This window comes from Bradyrhizobium zhanjiangense, from assembly GCF_004114935.1.
Taxonomy (GTDB): domain Bacteria; phylum Pseudomonadota; class Alphaproteobacteria; order Rhizobiales; family Xanthobacteraceae; genus Bradyrhizobium; species Bradyrhizobium zhanjiangense.
This window is the reverse complement of the sequence record NZ_CP022221.1, coordinates 5,868,431-5,892,502: the sequence shown is the minus strand read 5'-3', so window position 1 is coordinate 5,892,502 and position 24,072 is coordinate 5,868,431. Positions and strand designations below refer to the sequence as shown.

General features: G+C 63.6%; 20 protein-coding genes and 1 pseudogene. 14 read left to right on the top strand and 7 right to left on the bottom strand.

What is annotated here, in order from left to right; translation table 11 throughout:
- Positions 1-93: 93 nt before the first annotated feature.
- From XH85_RS28320 to XH85_RS28285, 8 genes and pseudogenes are all read left to right on the top strand, one after another.
- Positions 94-804 carry a TetR/AcrR family transcriptional regulator gene (locus XH85_RS28320; RefSeq protein ID WP_128934440.1) on the top strand — a complete coding sequence of 237 codons (711 nt, stop codon included), beginning with the start codon at positions 94-96 and terminating at the stop codon, positions 802-804.
- 281 nt (positions 805-1,085) lie between these two features.
- Positions 1,086-1,349: pseudogene (locus tag XH85_RS48120) on the top strand (amidohydrolase family protein); the annotation flags it as partial.
- A 4-nt stretch (positions 1,350-1,353) separates the two neighbouring features.
- A complete protein-coding gene (locus tag XH85_RS28310; RefSeq protein WP_128934438.1) occupies positions 1,354-2,232 on the top strand; it encodes an amidohydrolase family protein in 879 nt (292 codons plus the stop codon).
- Positions 2,229-3,530 carry a C4-dicarboxylate transporter DctA gene (gene dctA / locus XH85_RS28305; protein ID WP_128934437.1) on the top strand — a complete coding sequence of 434 codons (1,302 nt, stop codon included), beginning with the start codon at positions 2,229-2,231 and terminating at the stop codon, positions 3,528-3,530. The genes XH85_RS28310 and dctA overlap by 4 nt, the downstream gene beginning before the upstream one ends.
- 65 nt (positions 3,531-3,595) lie before the next feature.
- Positions 3,596-4,309 (top strand): PIG-L deacetylase family protein, encoded by a 714-nt coding sequence (locus tag XH85_RS28300; protein ID WP_027517331.1) that lies wholly within the window; start codon positions 3,596-3,598, stop codon positions 4,307-4,309.
- Complete coding sequence (locus tag XH85_RS28295; RefSeq protein ID WP_128934436.1) at positions 4,306-4,989, top strand: 4-carboxy-4-hydroxy-2-oxoadipate aldolase/oxaloacetate decarboxylase; 684 nt, start codon at positions 4,306-4,308, stop codon at positions 4,987-4,989. The genes XH85_RS28300 and XH85_RS28295 overlap by 4 nt, the downstream gene beginning before the upstream one ends.
- A 21-nt stretch (positions 4,990-5,010) precedes the next feature.
- Entirely contained in the window at positions 5,011-5,880 is an 870-nt protein-coding gene (locus XH85_RS28290) for a substrate-binding domain-containing protein (protein ID WP_128934435.1), read from the top strand.
- Entirely contained in the window at positions 5,880-6,800 is a 921-nt protein-coding gene (locus XH85_RS28285; RefSeq protein WP_128934434.1) for a DUF1932 domain-containing protein, read from the top strand. Before XH85_RS28290 ends, XH85_RS28285 begins: the two co-directional genes overlap by 1 nt.
- Here XH85_RS28285 and XH85_RS28280 read toward each other — a convergent pair whose 3' ends face one another.
- Entirely contained in the window at positions 6,801-7,121 is a 321-nt protein-coding gene (locus XH85_RS28280) for a hypothetical protein (protein WP_164939953.1), read from the bottom strand.
- A 229-nt stretch (positions 7,122-7,350) separates the two neighbouring features.
- The gene (locus XH85_RS28275; RefSeq protein ID WP_128934432.1) at positions 7,351-8,592 is read right to left on the bottom strand and encodes an amidohydrolase family protein; all 1,242 of its coding nucleotides are present in this window, start codon (positions 8,590-8,592) and stop codon (positions 7,351-7,353) included.
- Positions 8,593-8,739: 147 nt separating this feature from the next.
- Between XH85_RS28275 and XH85_RS28270 the strand changes: the two genes are divergently transcribed.
- The gene (locus XH85_RS28270; protein ID WP_128934431.1) at positions 8,740-9,159 is read left to right on the top strand and encodes a nuclear transport factor 2 family protein; all 420 of its coding nucleotides are present in this window, start codon (positions 8,740-8,742) and stop codon (positions 9,157-9,159) included.
- A gap of 176 nt (positions 9,160-9,335) precedes the next feature.
- Complete coding sequence (locus XH85_RS28265) at positions 9,336-10,244, top strand: amino acid ABC transporter substrate-binding protein (protein ID WP_128934430.1); 909 nt, start codon at positions 9,336-9,338, stop codon at positions 10,242-10,244.
- A gap of 787 nt (positions 10,245-11,031) precedes the next feature.
- On the opposite strand, the gene XH85_RS28260 is transcribed toward XH85_RS28265, so the two are convergent.
- The 3 genes from XH85_RS28260 to XH85_RS28250 form a co-directional block, all read right to left on the bottom strand.
- Positions 11,032-12,243: an acyl-CoA dehydrogenase family protein gene (locus XH85_RS28260; RefSeq protein ID WP_128934429.1), complete on the bottom strand. Its 1,212-nt coding sequence runs from the start codon at positions 12,241-12,243 to the stop codon at positions 11,032-11,034.
- Between the two features lie 34 nt (positions 12,244-12,277).
- Positions 12,278-13,396, bottom strand: coding sequence for a glycoside hydrolase family 172 protein (locus XH85_RS28255; protein ID WP_128934428.1), 1,119 nt, complete (start codon positions 13,394-13,396; stop codon positions 12,278-12,280).
- Between the two features lie 103 nt (positions 13,397-13,499).
- The gene (locus tag XH85_RS28250; protein ID WP_128934427.1) at positions 13,500-15,125 is read right to left on the bottom strand and encodes a long-chain fatty acid--CoA ligase; all 1,626 of its coding nucleotides are present in this window, start codon (positions 15,123-15,125) and stop codon (positions 13,500-13,502) included.
- Positions 15,126-15,301: 176 nt separating this feature from the next.
- On the opposite strand from XH85_RS28250, the gene XH85_RS28245 reads away from it, so the two are divergent.
- The 4 genes from XH85_RS28245 (at position 15,302) to XH85_RS28230 (ending at position 18,779) form a co-directional block, all read left to right on the top strand.
- Complete coding sequence (locus tag XH85_RS28245; RefSeq protein WP_128934426.1) at positions 15,302-17,155, top strand: flavin-containing monooxygenase; 1,854 nt, start codon at positions 15,302-15,304, stop codon at positions 17,153-17,155.
- 38 nt (positions 17,156-17,193) lie between these two features.
- Positions 17,194-18,012: a lytic murein transglycosylase gene (locus XH85_RS28240; RefSeq protein WP_128934425.1), complete on the top strand. Its 819-nt coding sequence runs from the start codon at positions 17,194-17,196 to the stop codon at positions 18,010-18,012.
- 110 nt (positions 18,013-18,122) lie between these two features.
- Complete coding sequence (locus XH85_RS28235; protein WP_091888574.1) at positions 18,123-18,344, top strand: hypothetical protein; 222 nt, start codon at positions 18,123-18,125, stop codon at positions 18,342-18,344.
- Positions 18,345-18,356: 12 nt separating this feature from the next.
- Positions 18,357-18,779, top strand: coding sequence for a hypothetical protein (locus XH85_RS28230; protein WP_128934424.1), 423 nt, complete (start codon positions 18,357-18,359; stop codon positions 18,777-18,779).
- Positions 18,780-19,271: 492 nt separating this feature from the next.
- Here XH85_RS28230 and XH85_RS28225 read toward each other — a convergent pair whose 3' ends face one another.
- A complete protein-coding gene (locus XH85_RS28225) occupies positions 19,272-22,460 on the bottom strand; it encodes an efflux RND transporter permease subunit (protein ID WP_128934423.1) in 3,189 nt (1,062 codons plus the stop codon).
- A gap of 177 nt (positions 22,461-22,637) precedes the next feature.
- Positions 22,638-23,879 carry an efflux RND transporter periplasmic adaptor subunit gene (locus tag XH85_RS28220; protein WP_128934422.1) on the bottom strand — a complete coding sequence of 414 codons (1,242 nt, stop codon included), beginning with the start codon at positions 23,877-23,879 and terminating at the stop codon, positions 22,638-22,640.
- Between the last annotated feature and the right edge of the window lie 193 nt (positions 23,880-24,072).

Here is a 24,072-nt window from a genome sequence, read left to right as displayed (position 1 = left end):
TCGCGCGCCTGCCGGCGGTCTCCATCCGTTCCCGAACGCCGTCCGTGGTTTTTGTTGACGAGACCTGATCTTTTGTACGATAGTACAAATCACATGGTACGCAAGCCCACCAGCAAGGAAACGGTCCGCAAGCCGAACATGCGCGAGGCGATCCTCGCCGCGGCCGAGGATCTGTTCGCCACCAACGGCTTCAATGCCGTCTCCGTACGCGACATCGCGCAGGCTGCTGGGGCCAATCCCGGCAGCGTGACCTATCATTTCAAGACCAAGGACGGCCTGCTGCTGGAGATCTACCGGCGCCATTGCGGGCCGATGAATTTGCGCCGATCGGAGCTGCTCGCGGCCGCCAAGCGCGTGCGCGATCTCCAGGACCGGCTGGAGGCGATCGTGCGCGCTTATGTGGTGCCGGCCTTCACCTCGGGCAGCGATCTCGCCGGCGGCGGGGCGCGCTTCACGCGGTTGCGCGCCGTGATGTCGGCGGAAGGCAACGAGGTCGCGCGCAAGATCATCGCGCAGACCTTTGACGACACCAGCCACGCCTTCATCGACGCGATCCACGAGAGCCTGCCGCATATCCCGCGCACCGACATCGTCTGGCGCAGCCACTTCCTGCTCGGTGCACTCTATTATTCATTGGTGACGCCCGAGCGCGTCTCGCGCCTATCGCGTGGCGAAGCCGATGGCAGCGATGCCGCCATTGCCATCGAGCAACTGGTGCAGGCCACCGTTGCCGCGTTCCAGGCACCCGCGCTGGATCAAGCCGCGCCGGCGCGGCGGCGGCCGGTCGTCAGCAGCAAGACTTGAAAGAAGCCGCCCGAGCGGAGGCGCCTCGCGCTTCCGCTCGCAAACGGACCATGTGATGGGGTGTTGAGGATATGAACAGGCGGGAGTGCTTGCATCTCTTGACCGGATTGGCCGGCGCAGCGCTCGCGAGCGAAGCGCGCGCGCAAGGCAGCGAGCAGAGATCGATTCCGATCATTGAACCGCCGGACCCAAGTCCGAAAACGCCGTCGTTCAAGCTGCCGGCAAAATCCTGTGACAGCCATACCCACATTTTCGGCCCGGCGTCCCGCTATCCGTTCTCCGAGAAGTGCTGGGTCAAGATCACCGGCCTGGAGCGCGCCTCCAGCGCCGGCAAGCCGTTCCACGACGCTGTGCCGTTCGCCAAAACGCTGATCGACAACGCGCCCGATCGCGTGCTGTGGGGCACCGATTGGCCGCATCCCAATGTCAAGGTCATGCCGAATGACGGCGAGATCGTCGACCTGATCCCGCTCTACGCGGCCGACGCAAAGCTCCAGCAGAAGCTGCTGGTCGACAATCCCACGCGCTTGTTCAAGGTCACCTGAGACGATGATGTACACGCCGACCATTCCGCCGCCCGATCCGAACACGCGCACGCCGAAATTCAAGCTGCCGAAGCTTTCGTGTGACGCGCATTGCCACATCTTCGGTCCCGGCGCGAAATATCCGTACGCGCCGGACCGCTCCTACACGCCGCCCGATGCGCCGCTCGAGGATTTCAAGGCGTTGCATGCCAAGCTCGGGGTGGAGCGTGCCGTCATCGTGAATGCCAGCGTGCACGGCACGGACAACACGGTGGCGCTTGATGCTATCGCGCAGAGCAACGGCGCCTACCGCGCCGTGGCCAATATCGACGACACCATCACCGAGCGGGGCCTGCGCGATCTGCATGACGGCGGCTTCCGCGGCTGCCGCTTCAATTTCGTCCGCCATCTCGGCGGCGTCCCTGATAAGGGCGTGTTCGATCGTGTCATCGCCATGGTCGCGCCGCTCGGCTGGCATATCGATCTGCATTTCGACGCGATCGACCTGCCTGACTATGCCGACATGCTGGCAAAGCTGCCGCTGAGCTACACTATCGACCACATGGGACGGGTGAAGGCCTCCGATGGGCTCGACCAGCTTCCGTTCAGGATCTTGATCGAGCTGATGCAGCGCGACGAGAAATGCTGGGTCAAGATCTGCGGCTCGGAGCGGGTGTCCTCGGGCGGTCCGCCCTTCACTGACGCGGTGCCGTTCGCGCGTAAGATCGTCGAGACCGCGCCCGACCGCGTCATCTGGGGCACGGACTGGCCGCATCCCAATGTCAAGGTGATGCCGAATGACGGTGACCTCGTCGATCTGATCCCGCTGTTCGCACCGGAGCCGGAATTCCAGCAGAAGATACTGGTCGACAATCCGGCGCGCCTGTTCGGGTTCGACCAATGACGGCGCTCGCGATCGACAAGCCGCGCGGCCGCGCCTGGCGGAAGGAGCTCTGGATCCAGGTGCTCATCGCCATGGCGGCCGGCATCGCGCTTGGGATCGCCAGCCCCGAGGCGGGCGCCAAGATGCAGCCGCTGGGTGATGCCTTCATCAAGGCGATCCGGATGCTGATCGCGCCGATCATCTTCTGCACCGTCGTGCATGGCATCGCGCACATCGCCGACATGGCGCGCGTCGGGCGCGTTGCGGTGAAGGCGATCGTCTATTTCGAGGTCATGACGACGATCGCGCTGATTATCGGCCTCGTCGCGGTGAACCTGCTCAAGCCCGGCGTCGGCATGAACATCGATCCCGCCGGCATCAATGCCAGCGCCATCGAGCCTTACGTCAAGCAGACGGGCGCGATCGGCTTCGTGCCGTTCCTGATGAACATCGTGCCCGCGACGTTCGTCGGCGCCTTTGCCGAGGGTAACATTCTCCAGGTGCTGTTCATCTCCGTACTGTGCGGTTTCGCGCTGGTACAGCTGGGCGAGCGTGCCGCGCCGCTGGTCCATTTGATCGACATCGCTGCCAAGATGGTGTTCGCCGTCGTCGGGTTCGTGATGTGGGCGGCGCCGATCGGCGCGTTCGGCGCCATCGCCTTTACGGTCGGCAAGTTCGGCGTGGGCTCGCTGGCCTCGCTCGGCAAGCTCTTGGGTGGCTTCTATCTCACCTGCGTAGTCTTCATCATTGTCGCGCTCGGCCCCGTCGCGCATCTCTGCGGCTTCTCGCTGCTCAAGCTGATCCGCTACATCTGGGAAGAGCTGCTGATCTGCATCGCCACGACGTCGTCGGAGACGGTGTTGCCGCGGATGCTGACCAAGTTGGAAAAGGCCGGCTGCGAGAAGAGCGTCGTGGGGCTCGTGATCCCGACCGGCTATTCCTTCAATCTCGACGGCACCTGTCTCTACCTCGCCGCGGCCTCGGTGTTCCTGGCACAGGCGACCAACACGCCGTTCGGCCTTGCCGAGCAGATCGAGCTGCTGCTGATCCTGCTCGTGACCTCCAAGGGCGCGGCGGGAATCGCGGGCGCGGCCTTCGTCGTGCTGGCGGCGACGCTATCGGCCACCGGCACCATTCCGGTGACGAGCGTTGCGCTGGTGCTCGGGATTCATCGCCTGATGTCGCAGGGGCTGACGCCGACCAATCTGATCGGGAACGCGGTTGCGACGATCGCAATTGCCAAATGGGAAGGCGCGCTCGACGGCGATCGCCTCCGGCGTGTGCTCGACGGCGAGGAACAAGCGGCCGCCGTGGCGTGACGAACCGGCTTCCTGCCTGAGGCAGACGGCCTATGATGCTTACGAACGAAAGGGGAGTTTGTCCCATGAAAACCGGTCTCGTGATCACCGCCCATCCCGGCGATTTCGTCTGGCGCGCCGGCGGCGCCATCGCGCTGCATGCTAAGAAAGGCTATCGCATGAAGATCGTGTGCATGTCCTTCGGCGAGCGCGGCGAGAGCCAGTTCGCCTGGAAGGAGAAGGGGGCGACGCTGGAATCGGTCAAGGCCGGTCGCAAGGACGAGGCGGAGCGGGCCGCAAAGCTGTTAGGTGCCGAGATCGAGTTCTTCGATTGCGGCGACTATCCGTTGAAACTCACCGAGGCGCATTTCGACCGCATGGTCGACATCTACCGCGAGCTCAATCCGAGCTTCGTGCTGACGCATGCGCTGGAGGACCCTTACAATTTCGACCATCCGAATGCCGCGCATTTCGCGCAGGAGACCCGGGTGGTCGCGCAGGCGATGGGCCACAAGCCCGGTGCGCAGTACAAATATTCGGCGCCGCCGGTGTTCCTGTTCGAGCCGCACCAGCCGGAGCAGTGCAATTACAAGCCGGACCTGCTCCTCAAGATCGACGAGGTCTGGAAGGAGAAGTACGAGGCGTTCCAGATCCTGGCCGCGCAGAAGCATCTCTGGGGCTATTACGAGCGCGTCGCGCTCAACCGCGGCATCCAGGGCAGCCGCAACACCGGCGTGCCCATGACCTATGGCGAGGCCTATCAACGTCTGTTTCCGACCGTTGCGGAGGAACTCGCATGAAGCCGGTCGTCGTTCGCAACATCACGCGTGCCGATCCCGCCGGAATGGCGGAGTACGGCGTCTCGACCGTGCACGAGGCCTATGGCCGCATTGGCCTGATGAAGCCGTATTTGCGGCCGGTCTGGCCGGGCGCGGCGATTGCCGGCCCCGCGGTCACCGTGCTGGCGCAGCCCGGCGACAATTGGATGATCCATGTCGCGGTCGAGCAGTGCAAAAAGGGCGATATCCTCGTCGTCGGCTGCACCACCGACAACACTGACGGAATGTTCGGCGAGCTGCTGGCGACCTCGCTCCAGGCCCGCGGCGTGCAGGGATTGATCATCGATGCCGGTTGCCGCGACGTCAAAGCGCTGCACGAGATGAAGTTTCCGGTGTGGTCGCGCGCGGTCTCAGCCAAGGGCACGGTGAAGGCCACGCTCGGCTCGGTCAATGTCCCCGTGGTCTGCGCCGGCGTCAATGTTGATCCCGGTGACATCATCGTGGCCGACGACGACGGCGTCGTCGTCGTGCCGAAGCGGTACGCGGCCGAAGTCGCCGAGAAGGCGAAGAAACGCAATGCCGATGAAGGCGGCAAGCGCACGCGTCTCGCCTCGGGCGAGCTCGGCCTCGACATGTACAGCATGCGCGAGGCTCTGGCGAAAGCCGGCCTCGTCTATGTCGACAGTCCCGAGGACGTCTGAGGCAACGGCGGGAGCGGGCGGATGGAACGTCTCAAGCTGAAGGCCGTGCTCGGCAGTCACCCTCATGTCCGGGCGGTGAAGAGCGGCGAGCTCCGCTCTGACCTTTTCGACCTCGACTTCGTCGAATACGCGCCGACCAACACGGCATTCAAGCCGATGGTGCGCGAACAGGCCTTCGACGTCTGCGAGATGGCAATCGTCACCTATCTGATGGCGAAGGCGCACGGCAAGCCGCTGATGCTATTGCCGGCCACCATGCTCGGCCGTTTCCAGCATGCCTACGCGCTCTACAATCCCGCGCGAGGAACGCTCGGCCCGTCCGACCTCGAAGGCAAGCGCGTCGGCATCCGCTCCTTCACGACCACGACCGGCGCCTGGATCAGGGGCATCCTCGCCAACGACTACGGCGTCAATCTCGACAATATCCGCTGGGTGACGTTCGAGGATCCGCACGTCGCCGAATATGTCGACACCACCGAGCGCGCCCCGAAGGACAAGAAGATCCTGCAGATGCTGCTCGACGGCGAGCTCGATGCCGTCCTCGGCGAGACCTCCAACGATCCCAAGCTGAAGCCGCTATTCCCTGATCCGGCCGCGGAAGCCGCCAAGTGGTACGCCCGGCGCGGCGTCGTGCCGGTCAATCATCTCGTGGTCGTGACCGAGCAGCTCGCCAAATCACGCCCCGACGTGGTCGCAGGCGTCTATGATCTGCTCAAGCGGAACAAGGAGCTGGCGGGGCCCGCGGCTTCGCCGGACCTGATTCCGTTTGGCATCGAAGCGAACAAGAAGCCGTTGGAGCTGATCGTCGACTACGCGTTCCAGCAGGCGCTGATCCCGCGCCGCTACGCGGTCGAGGAGCTCTTCGACGAAACGACACGAGGATTGAACTGATGGCGGATCCGAGGCGATGGCAGATCGGGCTGGTCGGCTATGGCGAGGTCGGCAGGATCTTGGCCGAGGATTTGCGCCAGCAGGACATCAAGGTCGCCGCCTACGACATCAAGCTCGGAGGCGAGCAGGGCGCTTCGCTGAAGCAGCATGCGGCGAAATTCGGTGTGGTGCTTGCAGCCTCTCATGCCGAGCTGACCGCGAAATCCGATTTCATCGTCTCGGCAGTCACGGCAAGCCAGGCTGTTCCGGTAGCAAAAGCCTGCGCGGCCGCGGTCAACCAGGGCACTTGGTTCCTGGACTTCAATTCGGCCTCACCGGGCGCCAAGCAGCGCGCTGCTGCGCTGATCGATGGCGCTGCTGGCCGCTATGTCGAGGGCGCGGTGATGACGTCGGTGCCGCCGTACCGCATCAAGGTGCCGCTGCTGCTCGGCGGTCCCGGCGCGAAAGAGCTCGCGCCGCTTCTGAATGCGATCGGCTTTGCGGCGAAGGTTGCCAGCGACAAGCTCGGTGTGTCCTCGGCGGTGAAGATGTGCCGCAGCATCATGATCAAGGGCCTGGAGGCCATCGTCATTGAGAGCTTCACCACGGCGCGCGCCTATGGCGTGGAAGATGCCGTGCTGGCGTCGCTCGCGGAAACCTTTCCCGGCATCAATTGGGAGAAGCAGGGTGCTTATTTCTTCCAGCGCGTAATCGAGCACGGCCGCCGTCGTGCCGAGGAGGTGCGGGAGGTCGCCGAGACCGTACGCGAGGCGGGGCTGACTCCGTGGTCGGCGCAGGGCACGGCCGAGCGGCAGGCCTGGGTGGCCGATCTCGCCGATGAAGGGCTGTTCGGCGCGAGGAGCACCAGGGAATTCGCCCGCAGCGCCGATTGGCGCACCGAGGCGGACCGGATCCTCGCGAAGATCAATCGCCCAAAATAATCAGCCTACGACCGCATCGCCGGCCTGGAAGCTCACGACCTGGTCGCGGGCGCGTTCGATCAGGTCGATGAGATTTCGTGCTTTGCGGGCGAGCTGCTCCGTGGCCGGTTGCGTGCGGAATTCGGCCAGCACCGCGCGAACGCATTTGTTGGCAGCGTCGAGCGTCCAGAGCATACGGGTGACGTCGTCCTGTGTCTGGATTCCCGAGATATCGAGATCCGACAGAACAAGGCCGATGCCGTCGAGCCGCTTCACCGCGCGATCGGTGGGCGTTCTGGCCTGGATGGAATGATAGTCGACGCTGCTGAATGCGCTGAACATATCCATACTTTCCCGATCGCACGCAAATGATCAGTGCAAAGTCGTAGTTATGGTCAGCGCGGTGCGCCTTGCAACGCGTGGGGCTACGGTCCGGGATTCTACCGGACTCGCTGGATCGGCGGTATGATTGAACGGAAGCGGTCAATAGCCGGGCCCGCAGCCCGACAATCTTACCGCTGGAAGCGGCGAGCCGGCCTTGCCGGTGAATGGTGCGTGCGGCGTCGCGATGTCAGCTCCGGGGGCGGAACAGATTCGGCCGCTGCCGCTCAAATGTCTGTCGGCCAGCCTTGAAACCCATCAGGACGTCAGGCAGCTCAGCGATGGCGAAGCGGCTGTCTCGCGTATCGAGCACGACGAGATCGGCGGGGTTCCCGACCTTGATGCCGTAATCGTCAAGGTTCATCAGCCGGGCCGGCAGCTCGGTCACGAGATCGAGGCAGGTGTCGAAATCGCTCACCGAGGCGTGCGCGACATTGGCGTAGAAGTTCGCCATCCGCAGCAGCGAGGCGTCACCGAACGGCGTGAAGGGATTGAGCACGTTGTTGGTGGCGACCGAGCACAACACGCCGTCGCCTGCGAGCTTGTGGGCGAGCGTCAGTCCGCGCGGCGCGTTGTGGGTGGCCTCGCGCCCCATCAGATAGAGATCGGTCGCGGGCAGCACGGTGACGGCAACGCCTGACGTCGCCAGCTGCGCGGTGGCAGCCTTCATTCGCTCGGGCGGTAGTGCCGAGAGCTTCGTGGCGTGACCGATCGCTACACGCCCCCCATAGTTGCGCCGCTCGGTCTGGCGGCAGACCTCATCGAGATGCCACCAGGAGGGATCGAGATCGAAATCGAGATGGAGGTCGACGTCGATATCGAATTCCTGCGCGAGATCGAAGATGCGTTCGAGATGGGCGATCGGGTCGGTGTCCGTATAGGGACAGCCGCCGATCACCTCGCCGCCGTCGCGCAGCGCCTGGATCAGCAACTCCTCGGCTCCGGGGTCGTTGGTCAGGCCCTCCTGCGGGAAGACGCAGAGCGACAGATCGATCGCCCAGGCATAATCGCGCTTCAGCGCTTTGACTGCCGCGAAGCCGCGCAAGGCGATGCGCGGATCGATCTCGACATGGGTGCGCATGCGCGTCGTGCCGTGCACGATCGCACGTTCGAGCACCCGGGCACCGCGGGAATAGATGTCCTCGACCGTGAATTCGCGCTTCATCCCGGCAACGGCGCGGATGGCGTCCGAAACGCTGCCGTGGTCATGCCCGCAGCGGCCGAGCAGGCAGGCCTTGTCCAGATGGATGTGAGTATCGACGAAGCCGGGCAAAGCCAGGTGGCCGCCGAGATCAACCTCGACCGCGTCGCAGACGAGCCGCGGTTCGATCGCGGCGATGCGGCCATCCTTCACGCCGATATCGACGGGTGCGGCGGATGATCGCAACAACGCGCGGCGAAGGATCAGGTCGAAGGCAGTCTGCGTGCTCATGGCAGCGACTTTTGCGGCGGGAGAATGCCGCAGTCAATCGCGACACAGGCCTCGGAGGGCCCCAGAGCAGCAGGGCAGATGTTCAAAATATATGCATGCATTCCGAGAGGTGGGCGATAGTATCCGCCAAAGTAAGGAGAACGCGCCATGTCCGTAGCCGCCGAAGCCCAGACCGGATCGTTGTCGGACGCCGAGATCGTGAAGGCCTATCTCACGGCATCGATGATTCCCGATCCCGATGCCGCGGCAGCCTATGTCGCGCCGGGCACGATCATCACGTTCACGGGTGGCCGCGAGTTCGACCATCCCCGGGGGCCTACCGCCTTCAACGCCAAACGCTACCGCTGGGTCAAGAAGAAGATGGACCGCTTCGACGTCTGTCCGGGTCATGGCGAGACCATCGTGTACAGCGTCGGAACGCTGTATGGCGAATGGAAGGACGGGACTGTCTTCGAAGGCAACCGCTACGTCGACCGCTTCGTGGTGCGGAACGGCAAGATCACGAAGATGGATGTCTGGAACGACAGCGCCGAGCGCATCCTGGTCCAGCGCGGCATCGACGCGTAAGCCCTTCTCGGGGCCGAGGCGAATCCCGCTTTACGCGGAGACGAACTGCCGCGCATCGTATCGAAAGCCGCGATAGCTGATAGTCGCAAGCCCGTCTGGCGGCTGGCGTGTGCCTGCGCTATCAACGCTCGTGATTGCGCCCGGCATGGAGGCGCAAGCGCCTTGAGGAGCACCCGATGCGTCTACCCACAATTATCCTGGCCCTGACATGTCTTGCGGGCGCAGCGTCAGCCGAAGACCTGTCGGGCACGCTCCAGAAGATCAAGGAGACGAAGAAGATCACGCTCGGCTATCAGGAGGCCTCGGTCCCGTTCAGCTATCTCGACGGCAACCAGAAGCCGGTCGGCTTTGCCATGGATATCTGTCTCAAGATCGTCGACGCCGTGAAGAAGCAGCTCGGCATGCCCGACATCGCCATCGACACGCTCGCGGTGACGTCGTCGAACCGGATTCCGCTGATGGTCAACGGCACGCTCGATCTGCATTGCTCGGCGACCACCAACAATGCCGATCGTCAGAAGCAGGTCGCCTTCACCAACACGCACTTCCTCAGCGCGACGCGATTCGCCGCGAAGAAGGCCGCCAAGATCAACACCATCGACGATCTCAAGGGCAAGGCCGTCACGGCGGTGGCCGGCTCGGTCAACCTGACGCAGCTCGCCAAGGTCAACACCGAACGCAATCTCGGCATCAATGTGATGCCGGCCAAGGATCAGGCCGAGGCCTTCCTGTTGCTCGAGACCGACCGGGCCCAGGCCTATGCGCTCGACGATGTCCAGCTCGCGGTCGCGATCGCGCGATCGAAGGAGCCGCAGCTCTACATGATCAGCGAGGAAGCGTTCTCGAAGCCGGAGCCTTACGGGATCATGCTGCGGCGGGAGGATGCGCCGTTCAAGGCACTCGCCGATCGCGCGACCGCGGAGCTCTATGCAAGCGCCGAGATCGAGGTGCTCTACAAGAAATGGCTGCAATCGCCGACCCCGCCGAACGGCCTCAACTACAACGTCCCGATGTCGCCGGCCTTGCGCAACGCCTTCAAGAAACCGAGCTCGAGCGCCGATCCTGATGTCTATGTGGTGAACTGAGGCGAGGGCGGCTCTCACCTCTCCCGTAGGGAGAGGTGAGGACAGTGCGCCGGGCTGAGGATCAGCGCGCCGCTCGCCAGCGAGCGCTGATATTCGCGACGTTCGGCGACGATAGAGGTATTGGACTAACGCAGCGAGCAGATGAATCACGCTTGGCTTGGGGAAAAACCGGCAACAAGCGTTTCAATGCCAAATCGTAGGGCTAATCCTGACTGGCATATGTGAGTCGGGGAAGCTGTATGGGCGTTTGGTTTTTAGTCCTAGCAACCTGCGTCGTCGGCACGTTGCTCCTTTTGGCATTCTGCCGATAGGGCCGACAGCGGATGCACTTGTTGCTGCGAAGCATCAGCGAGCCGCTGAATAGCGGTTCCAGGCCGATGGCTTTTGACTGTGCATGGATGAGCGCGTTCACTTCCGGGATTGGAGGCGGACGTGAGTTGGTTGTTTGCGTTTCTCATTGCCGCGAGCGCAGTCGTTCTGATCGCTCATGCGATTGATGCGATGCGTTCCTGATACTCGCTGCGGTTCGGGTCGCTAGCTATTGCAAACGACGACAATGTTCCGAGGCGGGCGAATTTCAATTTGAGGAACTTGACCTGTAGGTCAAGGTTGTCACAGCAGGAGGAATACGATCATGCTTGCATTCTATCTGCCGATCATAATCTTCGGAGCGATACTCGACGGAATTTCGAAGCCGCGTGCGTCTGCATCGATCCAGGAGCCGCCAAGCGTCGATTAGACTGCGATCCTCAATGCGTATTCTCCAGCACCATGAGCCAACGCCTCCTTAGGCATTCGAGTATTTCTTCAGCTCGAACCGCGCAATCTGGTTCCTGTGCACCTCGTCCGGCCCGTCCGCGAGCCGCAGCAACCGTGCGGTGGCGTAGGCTTGCGTCAGCCCGAAATCGTTCGAGGTGCCGCCGCCGCCATGGGCCTGAATGGCCCAGTCGATGATCTGGCAGGCCATGTTCGGCACGGCGACCTTGATCATCGCGATCTCGGCCTTCGCCACCTTGTTGCCGACCGTGTCCATCGCGTAAGCCGCGTTCAGTGTCAGCAGTCGGGCCTGCTCGATCATGATGCGGGCTTCCGCGATGCGTTCCTGCGTCACGGTCTGCTCCGAGACCGGCTTGCCGAAGGCGACGCGACTGCGCACGCGGCGGCACATCTTTTCCAGCGTGCGTTCGGACAGCCCAATCAAGCGCATGCAGTGGTGGATGCGGCCGGGGCCGAGACGGCCCTGCGCGATCTCGAAGCCGCGGCCTTCGCCGAGCAGCATGTTTTCCTTCGGAACCCGCACATTGGTGAAGACCACCTCGGAGGCGCGGTCGGGCACGCCGTAGAAGCCGAACACGGGGAGGGGACGCTTCACCTCGATGCCCGGTGTGTCCATCGGCACCAGGATCATGGATTGCTGCTTGTGCCGGTCCGGATTGTCAGGATCGGTCTTGCCCATGAAGATGCAGATCTTGCAGCGCGGGTCGGTCGCGTTGGTCGTGTACCATTTGCGTCCGTTGATGACGTAATGGTCGCCGTCGCGCACGATCGAGCTTTCGATGTTGGTCGCATCGGATGATGCGACCGCCGGCTCGGTCATGGCGAAGCAGGAGCGGATTTCGCCCGCGAGTAGCGGCTTCAGCCAGCGCTCCTTGTCCTTCTCGGTGCCGTAGCGTTCCAGCACCTCCATGTTGCCGGTGTCGGGCGCCGAACAGTTGAATACTTCGGGCGCCAGATGCGAGCGGCCCATCACTTCGCAGAGCGGGGCATATTCGAGATTGGTGAGACCCGCACCGCGGTTCGACTCCGGCAGGAACAGATTCCAGAGCCCCTCGGCCCGTGCCAGCGGCTTCAGCTCCTCAACGACGGGATAGACCTTCCACGGTCCGAGCTCTTCGGCCTCGCGATAGAAGCGGTCCTCGTTCGGATAGACGTGACGGTCCATGAAGCTCTCGAGCTTGCGCTTGAGCTCGACGACTTTTGGCGACATCGGGTAGAGCATCTTTCGTCTCCTTGATCGGTGGACGTCGGCTGGATCAGCCGATTTCGAGATAATCGGGCCCCGGAAGCTTCGGGAAGGGCGCGGTCGGCAGCGTCTGGTACCAGAACGCGACCGAGGCGATGTCGTCCTGCAACGGCAGGTATTTTGCCTCCTTGACGCCGGGCAGCCAGCCCAGCGCCTGGATGGTCACGCGCAGATTGGAGCGGAAGCGCACGGGATCGGGAATGTGCCAGCGATATAGGCCGAAGCGCTGTTGCGATTTGTAGACGCCGTCGGGGCGGATCACCTGCGGCAGGCCGGCATAGGGCGTGGTGAACTCCTGGTAACGCGATTGCTGCGCCGGGCCCTGGCCGGAATGGGCGACATAGGGATCGAAATTGTAGGCGCCGCAAAAATAGTCCTCGGTGCCGGTACCGCAGATGGTCGGGAATGCGCCGTCGCCGTCGATGTAGAACTTGATCTCGCCTTCGCCCCACCAGCCATTGTTGTTGACGCCCCAGGCCATGTAGGTACCGACGTAATGGCCGGCGCCGCTGACGGCATCGAGAATGGTGTAGACCTCCTTGTAGGGCAGCGGATTGGTGCGGCGGAATTGCGCATGGAAATAGGCGCAATCTTCGGGCACGTCGGTCAGAGTGTAGTTGATCTGGTAGTAGACGGTGAGCTGCTCCTCGCTGCGGTTCTCCAGCGTGAAGCGCGCGTGCTTGCGGAACGGCATCTCCCAGTAGCAGTTGAAGGCGCGGCCGGGATTGACGCAGACGGCGAGCGAGGACACCTGCGCATATTCTTCCCAACCGCAGGCGAAGAAATCGCCGGCCGGGCATTCGACGCTGGGCTGCGTTTGATCATCCCAATAGACCCGCAGGATCGAGTGACGCAGGCGCCCGCGCGCCAGCGTCATCCAGATCTGCTGGATCGCGCCCTGGCCCTCGATGTCGGCCAGCGTGAAGGTCGCGCCGGGCTCGATAACGACATAGGGCGAGACCTTCCAACCCTGTCCGAGATCGCGGGCCTGACGGGCAGCCGGGCCGTCGACGGACATGCCGCCCTTGCCCTTCTCGCCGGTAAAGTTCTCGGGGCTGATCGAGCGCGTCTGCGCCTGCGACAGAAGCGAGAGATTGCCGAGATGCAGGCCCAATCCGGAAAACGCCATGGGATCCTCGATGAGGGGTTAGCGACACCCCGCTATATCGCCCGCGAATTGACCAAAAGGTGAAGACCGCACGGAATGAACCCAGGCGTGATCGACCATCGGTTCAAGCGACGCGGTATTCCCTGAACTTCTCGCGCAGCGCGGATTTGAGCACCTTGCCGGTCCCGGTCATCGGGAATTCGTCCAGGAATTCGACGGCGTCCGGCAGCCACCAGCTCGCAATCTTCGGGCGCATGTGGTCGAGCAGAGCCTTGCCGTCGACGGTCGCGCCCTTCTTGCGGACGACGAGGAGCAGGGGGCGCTCCTGCCATTTGTCGTGCGAGATTGCGACCACGGCGGCCTGAAGCACATCGGGATGAGACAAGGCGACGTCCTCGAGCTGGATCGAGGAGATCCATTCGCCGCCGGACTTGATCACGTCCTTGGAGCGATCGGTCAGCGTGACGTGGCCTTGGCTGTCGATCACCGCCATGTCGCCGGTGATCAGCCAGCCGTCGCGGTCGAGGCCTTCCTCCAGCTTCATGTAGCCGGAGGCGACCCACGGACCGCGAGCGCGCAGGTGGCCGACGGTCTTGCCGTCCCGCGGCAATTCATTGCCGGCATCATCGACGATCCGCAAAGCCGTGCCGAAACAAGCGCGGCCGGACACCTGGCGCCGGTCGAACTTCTCCTTGTCGCTGAGGTGCTCGGAGCCCGGCCGCAGGCCCGGCATCGAGCAGCCGAGCGCCTCGGTCATGCCCCAGGCCTGGATGTAGTCGATGTTGTAATCGCGCTTGAGCTTCTCGACCATCGCGCGCGGCGGGGCCGAGCCCGACGACAGCGTTGCGCGCAGCGTCGAGAACTTGTTGCCGGTGCGCCCGAGCCAGTCGAGCAGGATCAGCCAGAAGCTCGGCACGCCCGCCGACAGCGTCACCTTCTCGCCTTCGAGCAACTCATAGAGCTTATCCGACTCATAGTTGCGGCCGGGCAGCACCAGCTTGGAGCCGGTATAGGGCGCAGTGAACGGCATGTTCCAGCCGTTGCCGTGAAACAGCGGCGCCATCGGCATCATCACCTCGCGCACGCCTTCGACATGGCCCGGCAGGAAGTCGAAATTGCAGCAGGTCATGGTCTGCAAGATCGCGGCGCGGTGCGAATAGATCACGCCCTTGGGATTGCCCGTCGTGCCGGACGTGTAGCAGATGGTGGAGGCGGACTTTTCGTCGAACTCAGGCCAGGCAAAACCGGCCTCGTTCTCCTTGTCCAGAAGCTCCTCGTAGCAATGGACGTTCGCCAGCTTCGTCTCCGGCATTCGCTCGCGCGAGGACATCACGACGTAGGCCTCGATCGTCGATAGTTGCGGCGCGATCGCCTCGACGATCGGCAGCGTGGCCCGGTCGATGAACAGCAAGCGGTCTTCGGCATGATTGATGATGTAGACGAGCTGCTCGGGAAACAACCGCGGGTTGACGGTGTGCAGCACATAGCCCATGCCCGGCGCGGCATAGAACATCTCGAAATGGCGGTGGGTATTCCAGGCCAGCGTGCCGACGCGATCGCCGGATCTCATGCCGAGCCGCTTCAAGGCGAGCGCCATGCGCTTGATGCGCGGATGGGCGTCAGCATAGGTGTAGCGATGGATATCGCCCTCGATCTCGCGCGCGACGATCTCGGCCTCGCCGTGGTAGTCGGCGGCATACTGGATCAGGCCGCTGATCAGGAGCGGCATGTCCATCATCAATCCCTGCATGGTCTCCTCCAGACGCCACGTCGTTGCATGGCGTACGCTTGTGATTGCGCGCGAGGTTAACGGAACGTCCCGCGACGTTCACGCAAAAAAGAAGCCGCGTGATTGCATGGCGCACTTTTTCAGGGCTAACTTCATGCGAACGGCCGGCGCAGCGGTGTCTGCCGTGGAGGAGACGAATGTCAGCGGAAAAACACAAGACCAGTGCTGCCGGCGAATCTACGGTCGATATCTCCGCCCTTCGTGCGCGCTATCGCGACGAGCGCGACCGCCGTTTGCGCAGCGAAGGCAAGGCACAGTATGTCGAGGTATCAGGCGATTTCGCTCGCTATCTCGACGATCCCTGGGCTGATCCCGGCTTCACACGCGCAGCTGTCAGTGAAGAGACCGAAGTGCTCATCGTCGGTGGCGGCTTCGGCGGCCTCTTGTGCGGCGCGCGCCTGCGCGCCGCCGGCATCGACGATTTCCGGATCGTGGAAAAGGCCGCCGATTTCGGTGGCACTTGGTACTGGAATCGTTACCCTGGAGCTGCCTGCGACACCGAGAGCTACATCTACCTGCCGCTGTTGGAAGAGACCGGCTACATGCCGGTGCGCAAATACGCGCGGGCTCCGGAGATCTACGAGCACTCCCGCCGCATCGGCCGTCATTTCGATCTCTACGCGCGTGCGCTGTTTCAGACCATCATCTCGCGGATGGAGTGGCAGGAGCAGGAGGCGCGCTGGCTGGTCGAGACCGATCGCGGCGATCGCATTCGCGCGCGCTTCGTCATTCTCGCCGGCGGACCGCTGAGCCGGCCGAAGCTGCCGGGCATTCCCGGCATCGAGACGTTCAAAGGCCACAGCTTTCACACCAGCCGTTGGGACTATGACTACACCGGCGGCACTGCTGAAGGCGGTCTCACGGGTCTTGCCGACAAGCGCGTCGGCATCATCGGCACCGGTGCCACCGCCGTGCAATGCGTGCCGCATCTCGGCCGTTCGGCAAAGGCGCTTTACGTCTTCCAGCGCACACCATCCGCGATCGGCGTGCGCGACGATCGTCCGACGGACCAAGCCTGGGCGCAAAGCCTCAGGCCAGGCTGGCAGCGCGAGCGCATGGACAATTTCACCGCCGTGATCTCGGGCGAGCCGTTCGAACGGGATCTGGTGCAGGACGGCTGGACCGGTCTGCTCGGCGAGATCCTGCTGGCGCCGCGTCGCCAGCCGCAGCCGGTGACCTCGCTGGAAGAGGCGCTCAGGGTGATCGAGCAGGCCGACTACCGCAAGATGGAGGAGATCCGCGCCCGCGTCGATGCGATCGTTAAGGACGAGGCGGCCGCGGCGGCGCTCAAACCCTGGTACAAGGCGTTCTGCAAGCGGCCGTGCTTCCACGACGAATATCTCGACACGTTCAATCGTCCCAACGTGCATCTCGTCGACAGCAAAGGGCAGGGCGTCGAGCGCATCACCGAGAATGCGGTCGTGGTCGACGGCAAGGCCTATGAGCTCGATTGCCTGATCTATGCCAGCGGCTTCGAGGTCGGCACCGATTACGCCCGCCGCATGGGCTTTGAGGTCTATGGCCGCGACGGCACCAGCCTGTCCGAGCGCTGGCGCGACGGCGTCAAGACGCTGCACGGCTTCTACAGCCGCGGTTTCCCGAACTGCTTCCTGATCGTCACGGTGCAGGCCGGCCAGAGCGCCAACTTCCCGCACATCATCGACGAGCAGTCGCAGCACATTGCCTATGTCATCGCAGAAGCGCGCAAGCGCAAAGCGCGGACCCTGGAGCCGACGCTCACGGCCGAGAGGGCCTGGGTCGACGAGGTCGTCAAGGCCGCGCTCGGTCGCCAGACCTATCTCGCCGAATGCACGCCCGGCTATTACAACAATGAAGGCGTGCTCGATCCGATCGCGGCAAGAAACAGCCAATATTGGCGCGGGCCGGTGGCGTTCCTGCGGCTGCTCGACACGTGGCGGAAGGAGGGCAACCTGGAAGGCCTCGAATTGTCCTATGATCGCGCCATGGAGTCGGCGCTTTCGAGCGGGTAAGATCGCGCCCGGATCGGTCAGGACGGGAGACGTTGGGTATGATCAGGGGCAGGGCCGTTGCGGGGGCGGTTTTTGGCGCGATGGCGCTGCTTGGTTGCCTGGCCCCCGCCGCCGAGGCCGCGCAATGCGGCAGCTCGCCCGCCGGCTTCGAGGCCTGGAAGCGCGAATTCGGTGCGGAGGCGCAGGGCAAGGGCATCGGCCCCACCGCGCTGTCGGCCCTGATGCAGGCCAATTATGCCAGCGCAACCATCGCAGCCGATCGCGGCCAGCGCAGCTTTTCGCTGACACTCGACCAGTTCCTTGCCAAGCGCGGCGCCACCACCATCGTCGCCAAGGGACGGCAGCTCAAGCAGTCGCAGGCCGCCTTGTTCGCCTCGATCCAGCAGCGCTACGGGGTCCCGCCGGGGCCGCTGATCGCGATCTGGGGCATGGAGACCGGTTTCGGCAGCCAGCGCGGCAACCAGAACATGCTGTCGTCGATCGCGACCCTTGCCTATGACTGCCGCCGTCCCGAGTTCTTCACCGACCAGCTCTATGCCGCCTTGAAGCTGATCGACCGCGGCACGCTGTCGGGATCGACCCGCGGCTCCATGCATGGCGAGGTCGGCCAGACCCAGTTCATGCCCAAGAACATCCTGGCCTATGGCACCGGCAATCTCGATGTGGCTGCCAACGCGCTGAATTCGACGGCGAATTTCCTCAAAGCCCATGGTTGGCGCGCAGGAGCCGGTTACCAGCCGGGCGAGCCGAATTTCGCCGCTATCGAGGCTTGGAATGCGGCCGGGGTCTATCAGAAGGCGATTGCGCTGATGGGTCGGCAGATCGACGAAGGAGGTGGGGCAGCGGCCTCGCGCTAAGTCGTTCAGCAAGGCGTGATGCGCCGGCGCGAGAAAGTTGTTGCCATCGGGAACTGACGGCACGACGTTTGCTTTGATCAGGTTCAGGGGTGGGCATGAGGAGACTCAACATGGCAACCCAGATTGTGATGGACCAGACCGGCGATACACGCCACGAGTTTGATCCTGGCAATGCCGAAGCGCTGGCGCGAGCCGAACGGCGCTTTCGGGAGCTGACCGGAGCCGGCTTCACCGCTGCGCTGCGAACCGGACCCGGCGAGGTCACCCGTATCAGATCGTTCGATCCGACCGCGGAGGAAACGCTGTTCTATCCGCGCCTGGTCGGCGGTTGATCTGAGCTGATCATGATCGCGGCAGTTTGGCTCCGCGGCCCGGCGCGTGCGCGTCTGCACGCGCTGCGCGAGCTCTATCGGCGCTTCTTCGGCGAGAACACGCCGGATGCCCGTGGCCGCCGGCTGCTCGCCGAATGGCTCGCGCCCGCTCAACGCGCGCAATTCGAACAGCACCGGTATTTCGACGTCGTCGGCTGCGACACCGGCAAGACTTATCGCATTCACTACGGTACCGCAGCCAACGTCCACGAAGTCGACGATGAAGGCCGAGCGACGATGGGATGGTGCTTCGTCCCGTCAGGCTTCCTTGTGCCCGGCGACGTGATGCTGGCGCAGAAGATTGCGCTCGAGACCGACGAAAGGGGCGCGCTTGCGCTCGCCAATCGGTTTCCTGCTGCAACGCATTCCGAGCACTTTTACCGGCGGCCATTCTAGCGCCGGGAGGATGGATTCGTGCCGGCTACGAGGCTCCACCTCTCCTTCGGGAGAGGTGGAGCGAACTCGGCAATGATGTCTGTCAGAAGTGTGTGGTGCGGTAGGCATCCAGCGCATGCGCCGCGAAGACACCGATGCTGCAAAGGGCGAGCAGTGCAGAGATCAATTCGATCATAGCGCGTCCTCCCGCAGCGGGTGGGCGACGAGAGTCTGGCAGCAGGCGTAATCCAGGATGATGTCGAGGAAGAATTGCATGGTGGCCGTCCCTGTATTTATTTTGACAACCACTTAACCGGCCATCTGTTTCAGGCGTGTTTCGTCGCATCGGGAAAGGGGTTTCGCCGGGAACCCCGTGGCCTGTTTTGTGCGCCGTGGCGTGGCATCCTGTTGCGAAGCAAAAATCATGGCGCGGGTCGCCGGGTCCGCGCTCGGCGCGATCGCCTTTCATCGCGTCGAGACCGTGTTGTTGCTGCTCTCGGGGATTTCCCTGATCTAGTGACCCACAGACTGGACCGGCGCCGCGCTGGTGTCGCTGCCGTGATGCGTCAGCGGTTTCATGCCGGTGACGGTCCGCAGCAGCACATAGAACACTGGCGTCAGGAACAGGCCGAACACGGTGACGCCGATCATGCCGGAGAACACGGCAACACCCATGGCGCGCCGCATCTCCGAGCCCGCGCCGGTCGAGAGCACCAGCGGCAGCACGCCCATGATGAACGCCATCGATGTCATCAGGATCGGACGCAGCCGTAGCCGGCTGGCCTCGATCGCGGCGCGGATCGGCGTACGCCCGGCGAATTCGAGCTCGCGCGCGAATTCGACGATCAGAATCGCGTTCTTGGCGGAGAGGCCGACGAGCACAATCAAGCCGATCTGGGTGAAGACATTGTTATCGCCCTTGGAGATCCAGACGCCGAACATCGCTGCCAAGAGGCCCATCGGCACGATCATGATGATCGAGAGCGGCAAGGTCAGGCTCTCATAGAGGGCGGCCAGCACCAGGAACACCAGCAGGATCGCCAGCGGGAACACCCAGATGCCGGAATTGCCGGCGATGAACTCCTGGTAGGTCAGGTCGGTCCATTCGAAGGCAAAGCCCGGCGGCAGCACTTCCGCTGCGATCCGCGTCGCCGCTTCCTGCGCCTGGCCCGATGAAAAACCGGGCGCAGCCGCCGCGTTGATGTCGGAGGACAGGAAGCCGTTGTAGCGGATCGCGCGCTCCGGCCCCGCGCTCTGGCGGATCTTGAGCAGCGCCGACAATGGCACCATGTCGCCCGAGGACGAGCGCACCTTCAGCTGCCTGATGTCGTCGGCGCGAGCGCGGAACGGTGCGTCGGCCTGCACGCGGACGGAATAGGTGCGGCCGAACTTGTTGAAGTCGTTGACGTAGTAGGAGCCGAGGTAAATCTGGAGCGTGTTGAACACCTCCGTCACGGGCACGCCCAATTGGAGCGCCTTGGTGCGGTCGATATCGGCGAACAGCTGGGGCACGTTGACCTGGAAGCTCGAGAACACGCCGGCGATCTCCGGTGCCTTCTGCATCGCCGCCATGAATGCCTTGGTCGCTTCGTTCAGCGCCTCATAGCCGAGACCGGCACGGTCCTCGATCTGCAGCTTGAAGCCGCCGATGGTGCCGAGGCCGTTGACCGGCGGCGGCGGGAACATGGCGATGAAGGCTTCCTGGATCCCGCCATATTTCTTGTTCAACTCGGCCGCGATCGCGGGCCCGCTGAGCGAGGGATCCTTGCGCTCGTCGAACGGCTTGAGTGTCGAGAACACGATGCCGGCGTTGGACGAGTTGGTGAAGCCGGAGATCGACAGGCCGGGGAAGGCGACCGAGCTCTCGACACCGGGCTGGGTCAGCGCGATGTCGCTCATCTTGCGGATCACCTCTTCGGTGCGATCGAGCGTCGCGCCATCGGGCAGGCGGGCAAAGCCGACCAGATATTGCTTGTCCTGGCCCGGCACGAAGCCGCTCGGCACTTGCTGGAACAAGAGGGCGGTGAGGCCGACCAGCACCGCGTAGAGGCCCATCACCGCGGCCTTGCCCGAGATCACCCTGGTGACGCTGCCGCTGTAGTTCTCCGAGGAGCGTGTGAAGGCCTTGTTGAAGCCGCGGAAGAACCAGCCAAGGCTCTTTTCCATGATGAGCGTCAGCCGGTCCTTCGGCTCGTTGTGGCCCTTGAGCAGCAGCGCCGACAGCGCCGGGGACAGCGTCAGGGAGTTGACGGCCGAGATCACGGTCGAGATCGCGATCGTCAGCGCGAACTGCTTGTAGAACTGCCCGGTGAGGCCAGAGATGAAGGCGAGCGGCACGAACACCGCGATCAGCACCATCGCGATCGCGATGATCGGCCCCGAGACCTCACGCATCGCCTGATAAGTGGCATCGCGCGGCGACAGCCCGGCCTCGATGTTGCGCTCGACGTTCTCGACCACGACGATGGCGTCGTCGACGACGATGCCGATCGCGAGCACGAGACCGAACAGGCTGAGCGCGTTGATGGAGAAGCCGAACACGTGCATCACGGCGAAGGTGCCGACGATCGACACCGGCACGGCCAAAAGCGGAATGATCGAGGCGCGCCAGGTCTGGAGGAACAGGATCACGACCAGCACCACCAGCGCGATGGCTTCCAGCAGCGTATGGATCACAGCCTCGATCGAGGAGCGCACGAACTGGGTGGGATCGTAGACGATCTGGTAGGACACGCCCTCCGGCATGTTCTTCTTGATCTCGGCCATGGTGGCGCGGACGTTGTCGGAAATCTGCAGCGCGTTGGAGCCCGGCGCCTGGAAGATCGGGATTGCCACCGCCTGCTTGTTGTCGAGCAGCGAGCGCAGGCCGTATTCGGACGCGCCAAGCTCGATGCGCGCGACGTCGCGCAAGCGCACCACTTCACCGTGCGCGCCGGTCTTGACCACGATGTCGCCGAACTGCTCCTCGTTCGCGAGCCGCCCTTCGGCATTGACGGACAGTTGCAGGTCGATACCCCTGACGTTCGGGGAGGAGCCGACCACGCCGGCGGCGGCCTCGACGTTCTGTGCCTGGATCGCTTTGACGATATCGCTCGCGGTCAGGCCGTGCTCGGCGGCCTTCTGCGGATCGACCCAGACCCGCATCGAATAGTCGCCCGCACCATAAAGCTGCACGTCGCCGACGCCCTCGATCCGCGCCAGCCGGTCCTTGACGTTGAGCACCGCGTAGTTGCGCAGATACGTCATGTCGTAGCGGCCGTTCGGCGACAAGAGGTGCACGACCATGGTGAGGTCGGGCGACGATTTCTTGGTGATGATGCCGAGCTGGCGCACCACGGCGGGCAGGCGCGGCTCGGCCTGCTGCACGCGGTTCTGCACCAGCTGCGTCGCCTTGTCGGGGTCGGTGCCGAGGCGGAACGTCACCGTCAGCGTCATCGCGCCGTCGGTGGTTGCCTGGCTCGACATGTAGAGCATGTTCTCGACGCCGTTGATCTGCTCCTCGATCGGCGTCGCCACCGTCTCCGCGATCACCTTGGGATTGGCGCCGGGATAGGTCGCGCGCACCACGACGGACGGCGGCACGACATCGGGATATTCCGAGATCGGCATCGCGAACAGCGAGATCAGGCCGGCAAGGAAGATCAGGATAGAGAGAACGCCGGCGAAAATCGGACGATCGATGAAGAATTTTGAGAGATTCATGGCTTTGCCCCTGCGCGAGAGACAACTCTCCCGTTGTCCGGGACGCAGGTGTCGCCCATGAACCCGGAATCGAGATGCGATGTCTTGGTCGTTATGACTTCGTCATTCCGGGCGCGCGGCTCCGCCTTCGCTCTTTGAGCTTCGGCTCGACAAGCCGCGCGAACCGGAACGACGTAACTAGCGTTGCACCACGTCCTGATTGCTGTGGTTGGATGCCTGCTGCCCTCGCGCTCCCATCGCCGCTACCTCCGTCTTGAGGAGGGCGCCGGGACGCACGCGCTGTAAGCCATTGACCACGATGCGGTCGCCGGACTTCAGGCCCGCGGTGACGATGCGCAGCCCATCGACGGCACCGCCGAGCGTGACCGGCCGGTAGACGGCGCGGCTGTCGTCACCGACCGCCATCACGAACTTCTTGTCCTGGTCGGTGCCGATTGCGCGCTCGTCGATCATCACCAGCGTCTGCTGCTTCGGTTGCCCCATGCGCACGCGGGCGAACTGGCCGGGGATGAGACGCCCGTCCTCGTTGCGGAAGACCGCGCGAACGCGGATAGTGCCGCTCTGGCCGTTGACCTGATTGTCGATTAGCTGGATGTGGCCCTTGGCCGAGAGGCCTCCGGAGGTCCCCATCTCCACCGGGATCTGGTCGAGCTTGCCGCGCTGACCGGAGCCATCTGCAATGGAATTCAGCGCGCGCAGCACGACCTCTTCGTCCGCATCGAACGAGGCGTAGATCGGATTGACGGAGACCAACGAAGTCAGCACCGGGGATGCGGTGCCGGCGGCAACGAGATTGCCGACCGTGACCTCGATCTTGCCGACGCGGCCGTCCACGGGCGCGCGCACCTCGGTGTAGTCGAGATTGAGCTTTGCAGTCTGGAGCGTTGCCTCGGCTGCCTTTACGTTGGCGATCGCTTCACGATTGGCATTCTCGCGCTGGTCGAAATCGCGCCGCGTCACCACGGCGTTGCCGACCAGCTGCGCGCCGCGCTCGAGCTCGCTCTGGGTGAAGACGACGCGCGCTTTGGCGGCCTCGAGCTGGGCTGCGGCCTTGTCGACCTCGGCCGCGTAGGGCGCGGGATCAATCTTGAACAGCACGTCGCCGGCCTTCACCAGCGCGCCTTCGGTGAAATTGGTCGACAGGATCGCTCCTGCCACGCGCGGGCGCAGCTCAACGCGGTTGATCGCCTCGAGCCGGCCGGAGAAATCGTCCCACAGCACGGTCTGCCGTGGCTCGATCATCGCGACGGTGACGGAGACGGCTTGCTCGGCCGCGGCCGCCGTTGCAGTCGCCTGGGCTGTACGAAAATAGTGACCGGTCGCGATCGATCCGGCTACGGCGAGGGCGCCCACGATGGCGACGCCACCGAGAAGGCGGCGAAAGCGGCCGGTGCGGGCGGTATTTTGGGAGGGGGGCATTTGCGCGCTCCAGATATGTAGTGTTCACTACAGATGTGGAGCTGGATATCGCAGCGCAAGATACTTATGTACCGTTCGCTAAGAAAATTGTAGCTGCATACCGCAAGAATTGGAAGACAGCAGAGAAAATAAAGCTAGAACAAATAGATAGGATTTGGCGTTAAGCTTCCAGCAGAACGCGAATTCGGAGGAG

What these genes read in the sequence shown, in the direction of transcription:
- XH85_RS28320 (WP_128934440.1), top strand. Translation starts at nt 94, where the DNA reads ATGGTACGCAAGCCCACCAGCAAGGAAACGGTCCGCAAGCCGAACATG.
- XH85_RS28310 (WP_128934438.1), top strand. Translation starts at nt 1,354, where the DNA reads ATGATGTACACGCCGACCATTCCGCCGCCCGATCCGAACACGCGCACG.
- dctA (WP_128934437.1), top strand. Translation starts at nt 2,229, where the DNA reads ATGACGGCGCTCGCGATCGACAAGCCGCGCGGCCGCGCCTGGCGGAAG.
- XH85_RS28300 (WP_027517331.1), top strand. Translation starts at nt 3,596, where the DNA reads ATGAAAACCGGTCTCGTGATCACCGCCCATCCCGGCGATTTCGTCTGG.
- XH85_RS28295 (WP_128934436.1), top strand. Translation starts at nt 4,306, where the DNA reads ATGAAGCCGGTCGTCGTTCGCAACATCACGCGTGCCGATCCCGCCGGA.
- XH85_RS28290 (WP_128934435.1), top strand. Translation starts at nt 5,011, where the DNA reads ATGGAACGTCTCAAGCTGAAGGCCGTGCTCGGCAGTCACCCTCATGTC.
- XH85_RS28285 (WP_128934434.1), top strand. Translation starts at nt 5,880, where the DNA reads ATGGCGGATCCGAGGCGATGGCAGATCGGGCTGGTCGGCTATGGCGAG.
- XH85_RS28280 (WP_164939953.1), bottom strand. Translation starts at nt 7,121, where the DNA reads ATGTTCAGCGCATTCAGCAGCGTCGACTATCATTCCATCCAGGCCAGA.
- XH85_RS28275 (WP_128934432.1), bottom strand. Translation starts at nt 8,592, where the DNA reads ATGAGCACGCAGACTGCCTTCGACCTGATCCTTCGCCGCGCGTTGTTG.
- XH85_RS28270 (WP_128934431.1), top strand. Translation starts at nt 8,740, where the DNA reads ATGTCCGTAGCCGCCGAAGCCCAGACCGGATCGTTGTCGGACGCCGAG.
- XH85_RS28265 (WP_128934430.1), top strand. Translation starts at nt 9,336, where the DNA reads ATGCGTCTACCCACAATTATCCTGGCCCTGACATGTCTTGCGGGCGCA.
- XH85_RS28260 (WP_128934429.1), bottom strand. Translation starts at nt 12,243, where the DNA reads ATGCTCTACCCGATGTCGCCAAAAGTCGTCGAGCTCAAGCGCAAGCTC.
- XH85_RS28255 (WP_128934428.1), bottom strand. Translation starts at nt 13,396, where the DNA reads ATGGCGTTTTCCGGATTGGGCCTGCATCTCGGCAATCTCTCGCTTCTG.
- XH85_RS28250 (WP_128934427.1), bottom strand. Translation starts at nt 15,125, where the DNA reads ATGCAGGGATTGATGATGGACATGCCGCTCCTGATCAGCGGCCTGATC.
- XH85_RS28245 (WP_128934426.1), top strand. Translation starts at nt 15,302, where the DNA reads ATGTCAGCGGAAAAACACAAGACCAGTGCTGCCGGCGAATCTACGGTC.
- XH85_RS28240 (WP_128934425.1), top strand. Translation starts at nt 17,194, where the DNA reads ATGATCAGGGGCAGGGCCGTTGCGGGGGCGGTTTTTGGCGCGATGGCG.
- XH85_RS28235 (WP_091888574.1), top strand. Translation starts at nt 18,123, where the DNA reads ATGGCAACCCAGATTGTGATGGACCAGACCGGCGATACACGCCACGAG.
- XH85_RS28230 (WP_128934424.1), top strand. Translation starts at nt 18,357, where the DNA reads ATGATCGCGGCAGTTTGGCTCCGCGGCCCGGCGCGTGCGCGTCTGCAC.
- XH85_RS28225 (WP_128934423.1), bottom strand. Translation starts at nt 22,460, where the DNA reads ATGAATCTCTCAAAATTCTTCATCGATCGTCCGATTTTCGCCGGCGTT.
- XH85_RS28220 (WP_128934422.1), bottom strand. Translation starts at nt 23,879, where the DNA reads ATGCCCCCCTCCCAAAATACCGCCCGCACCGGCCGCTTTCGCCGCCTT.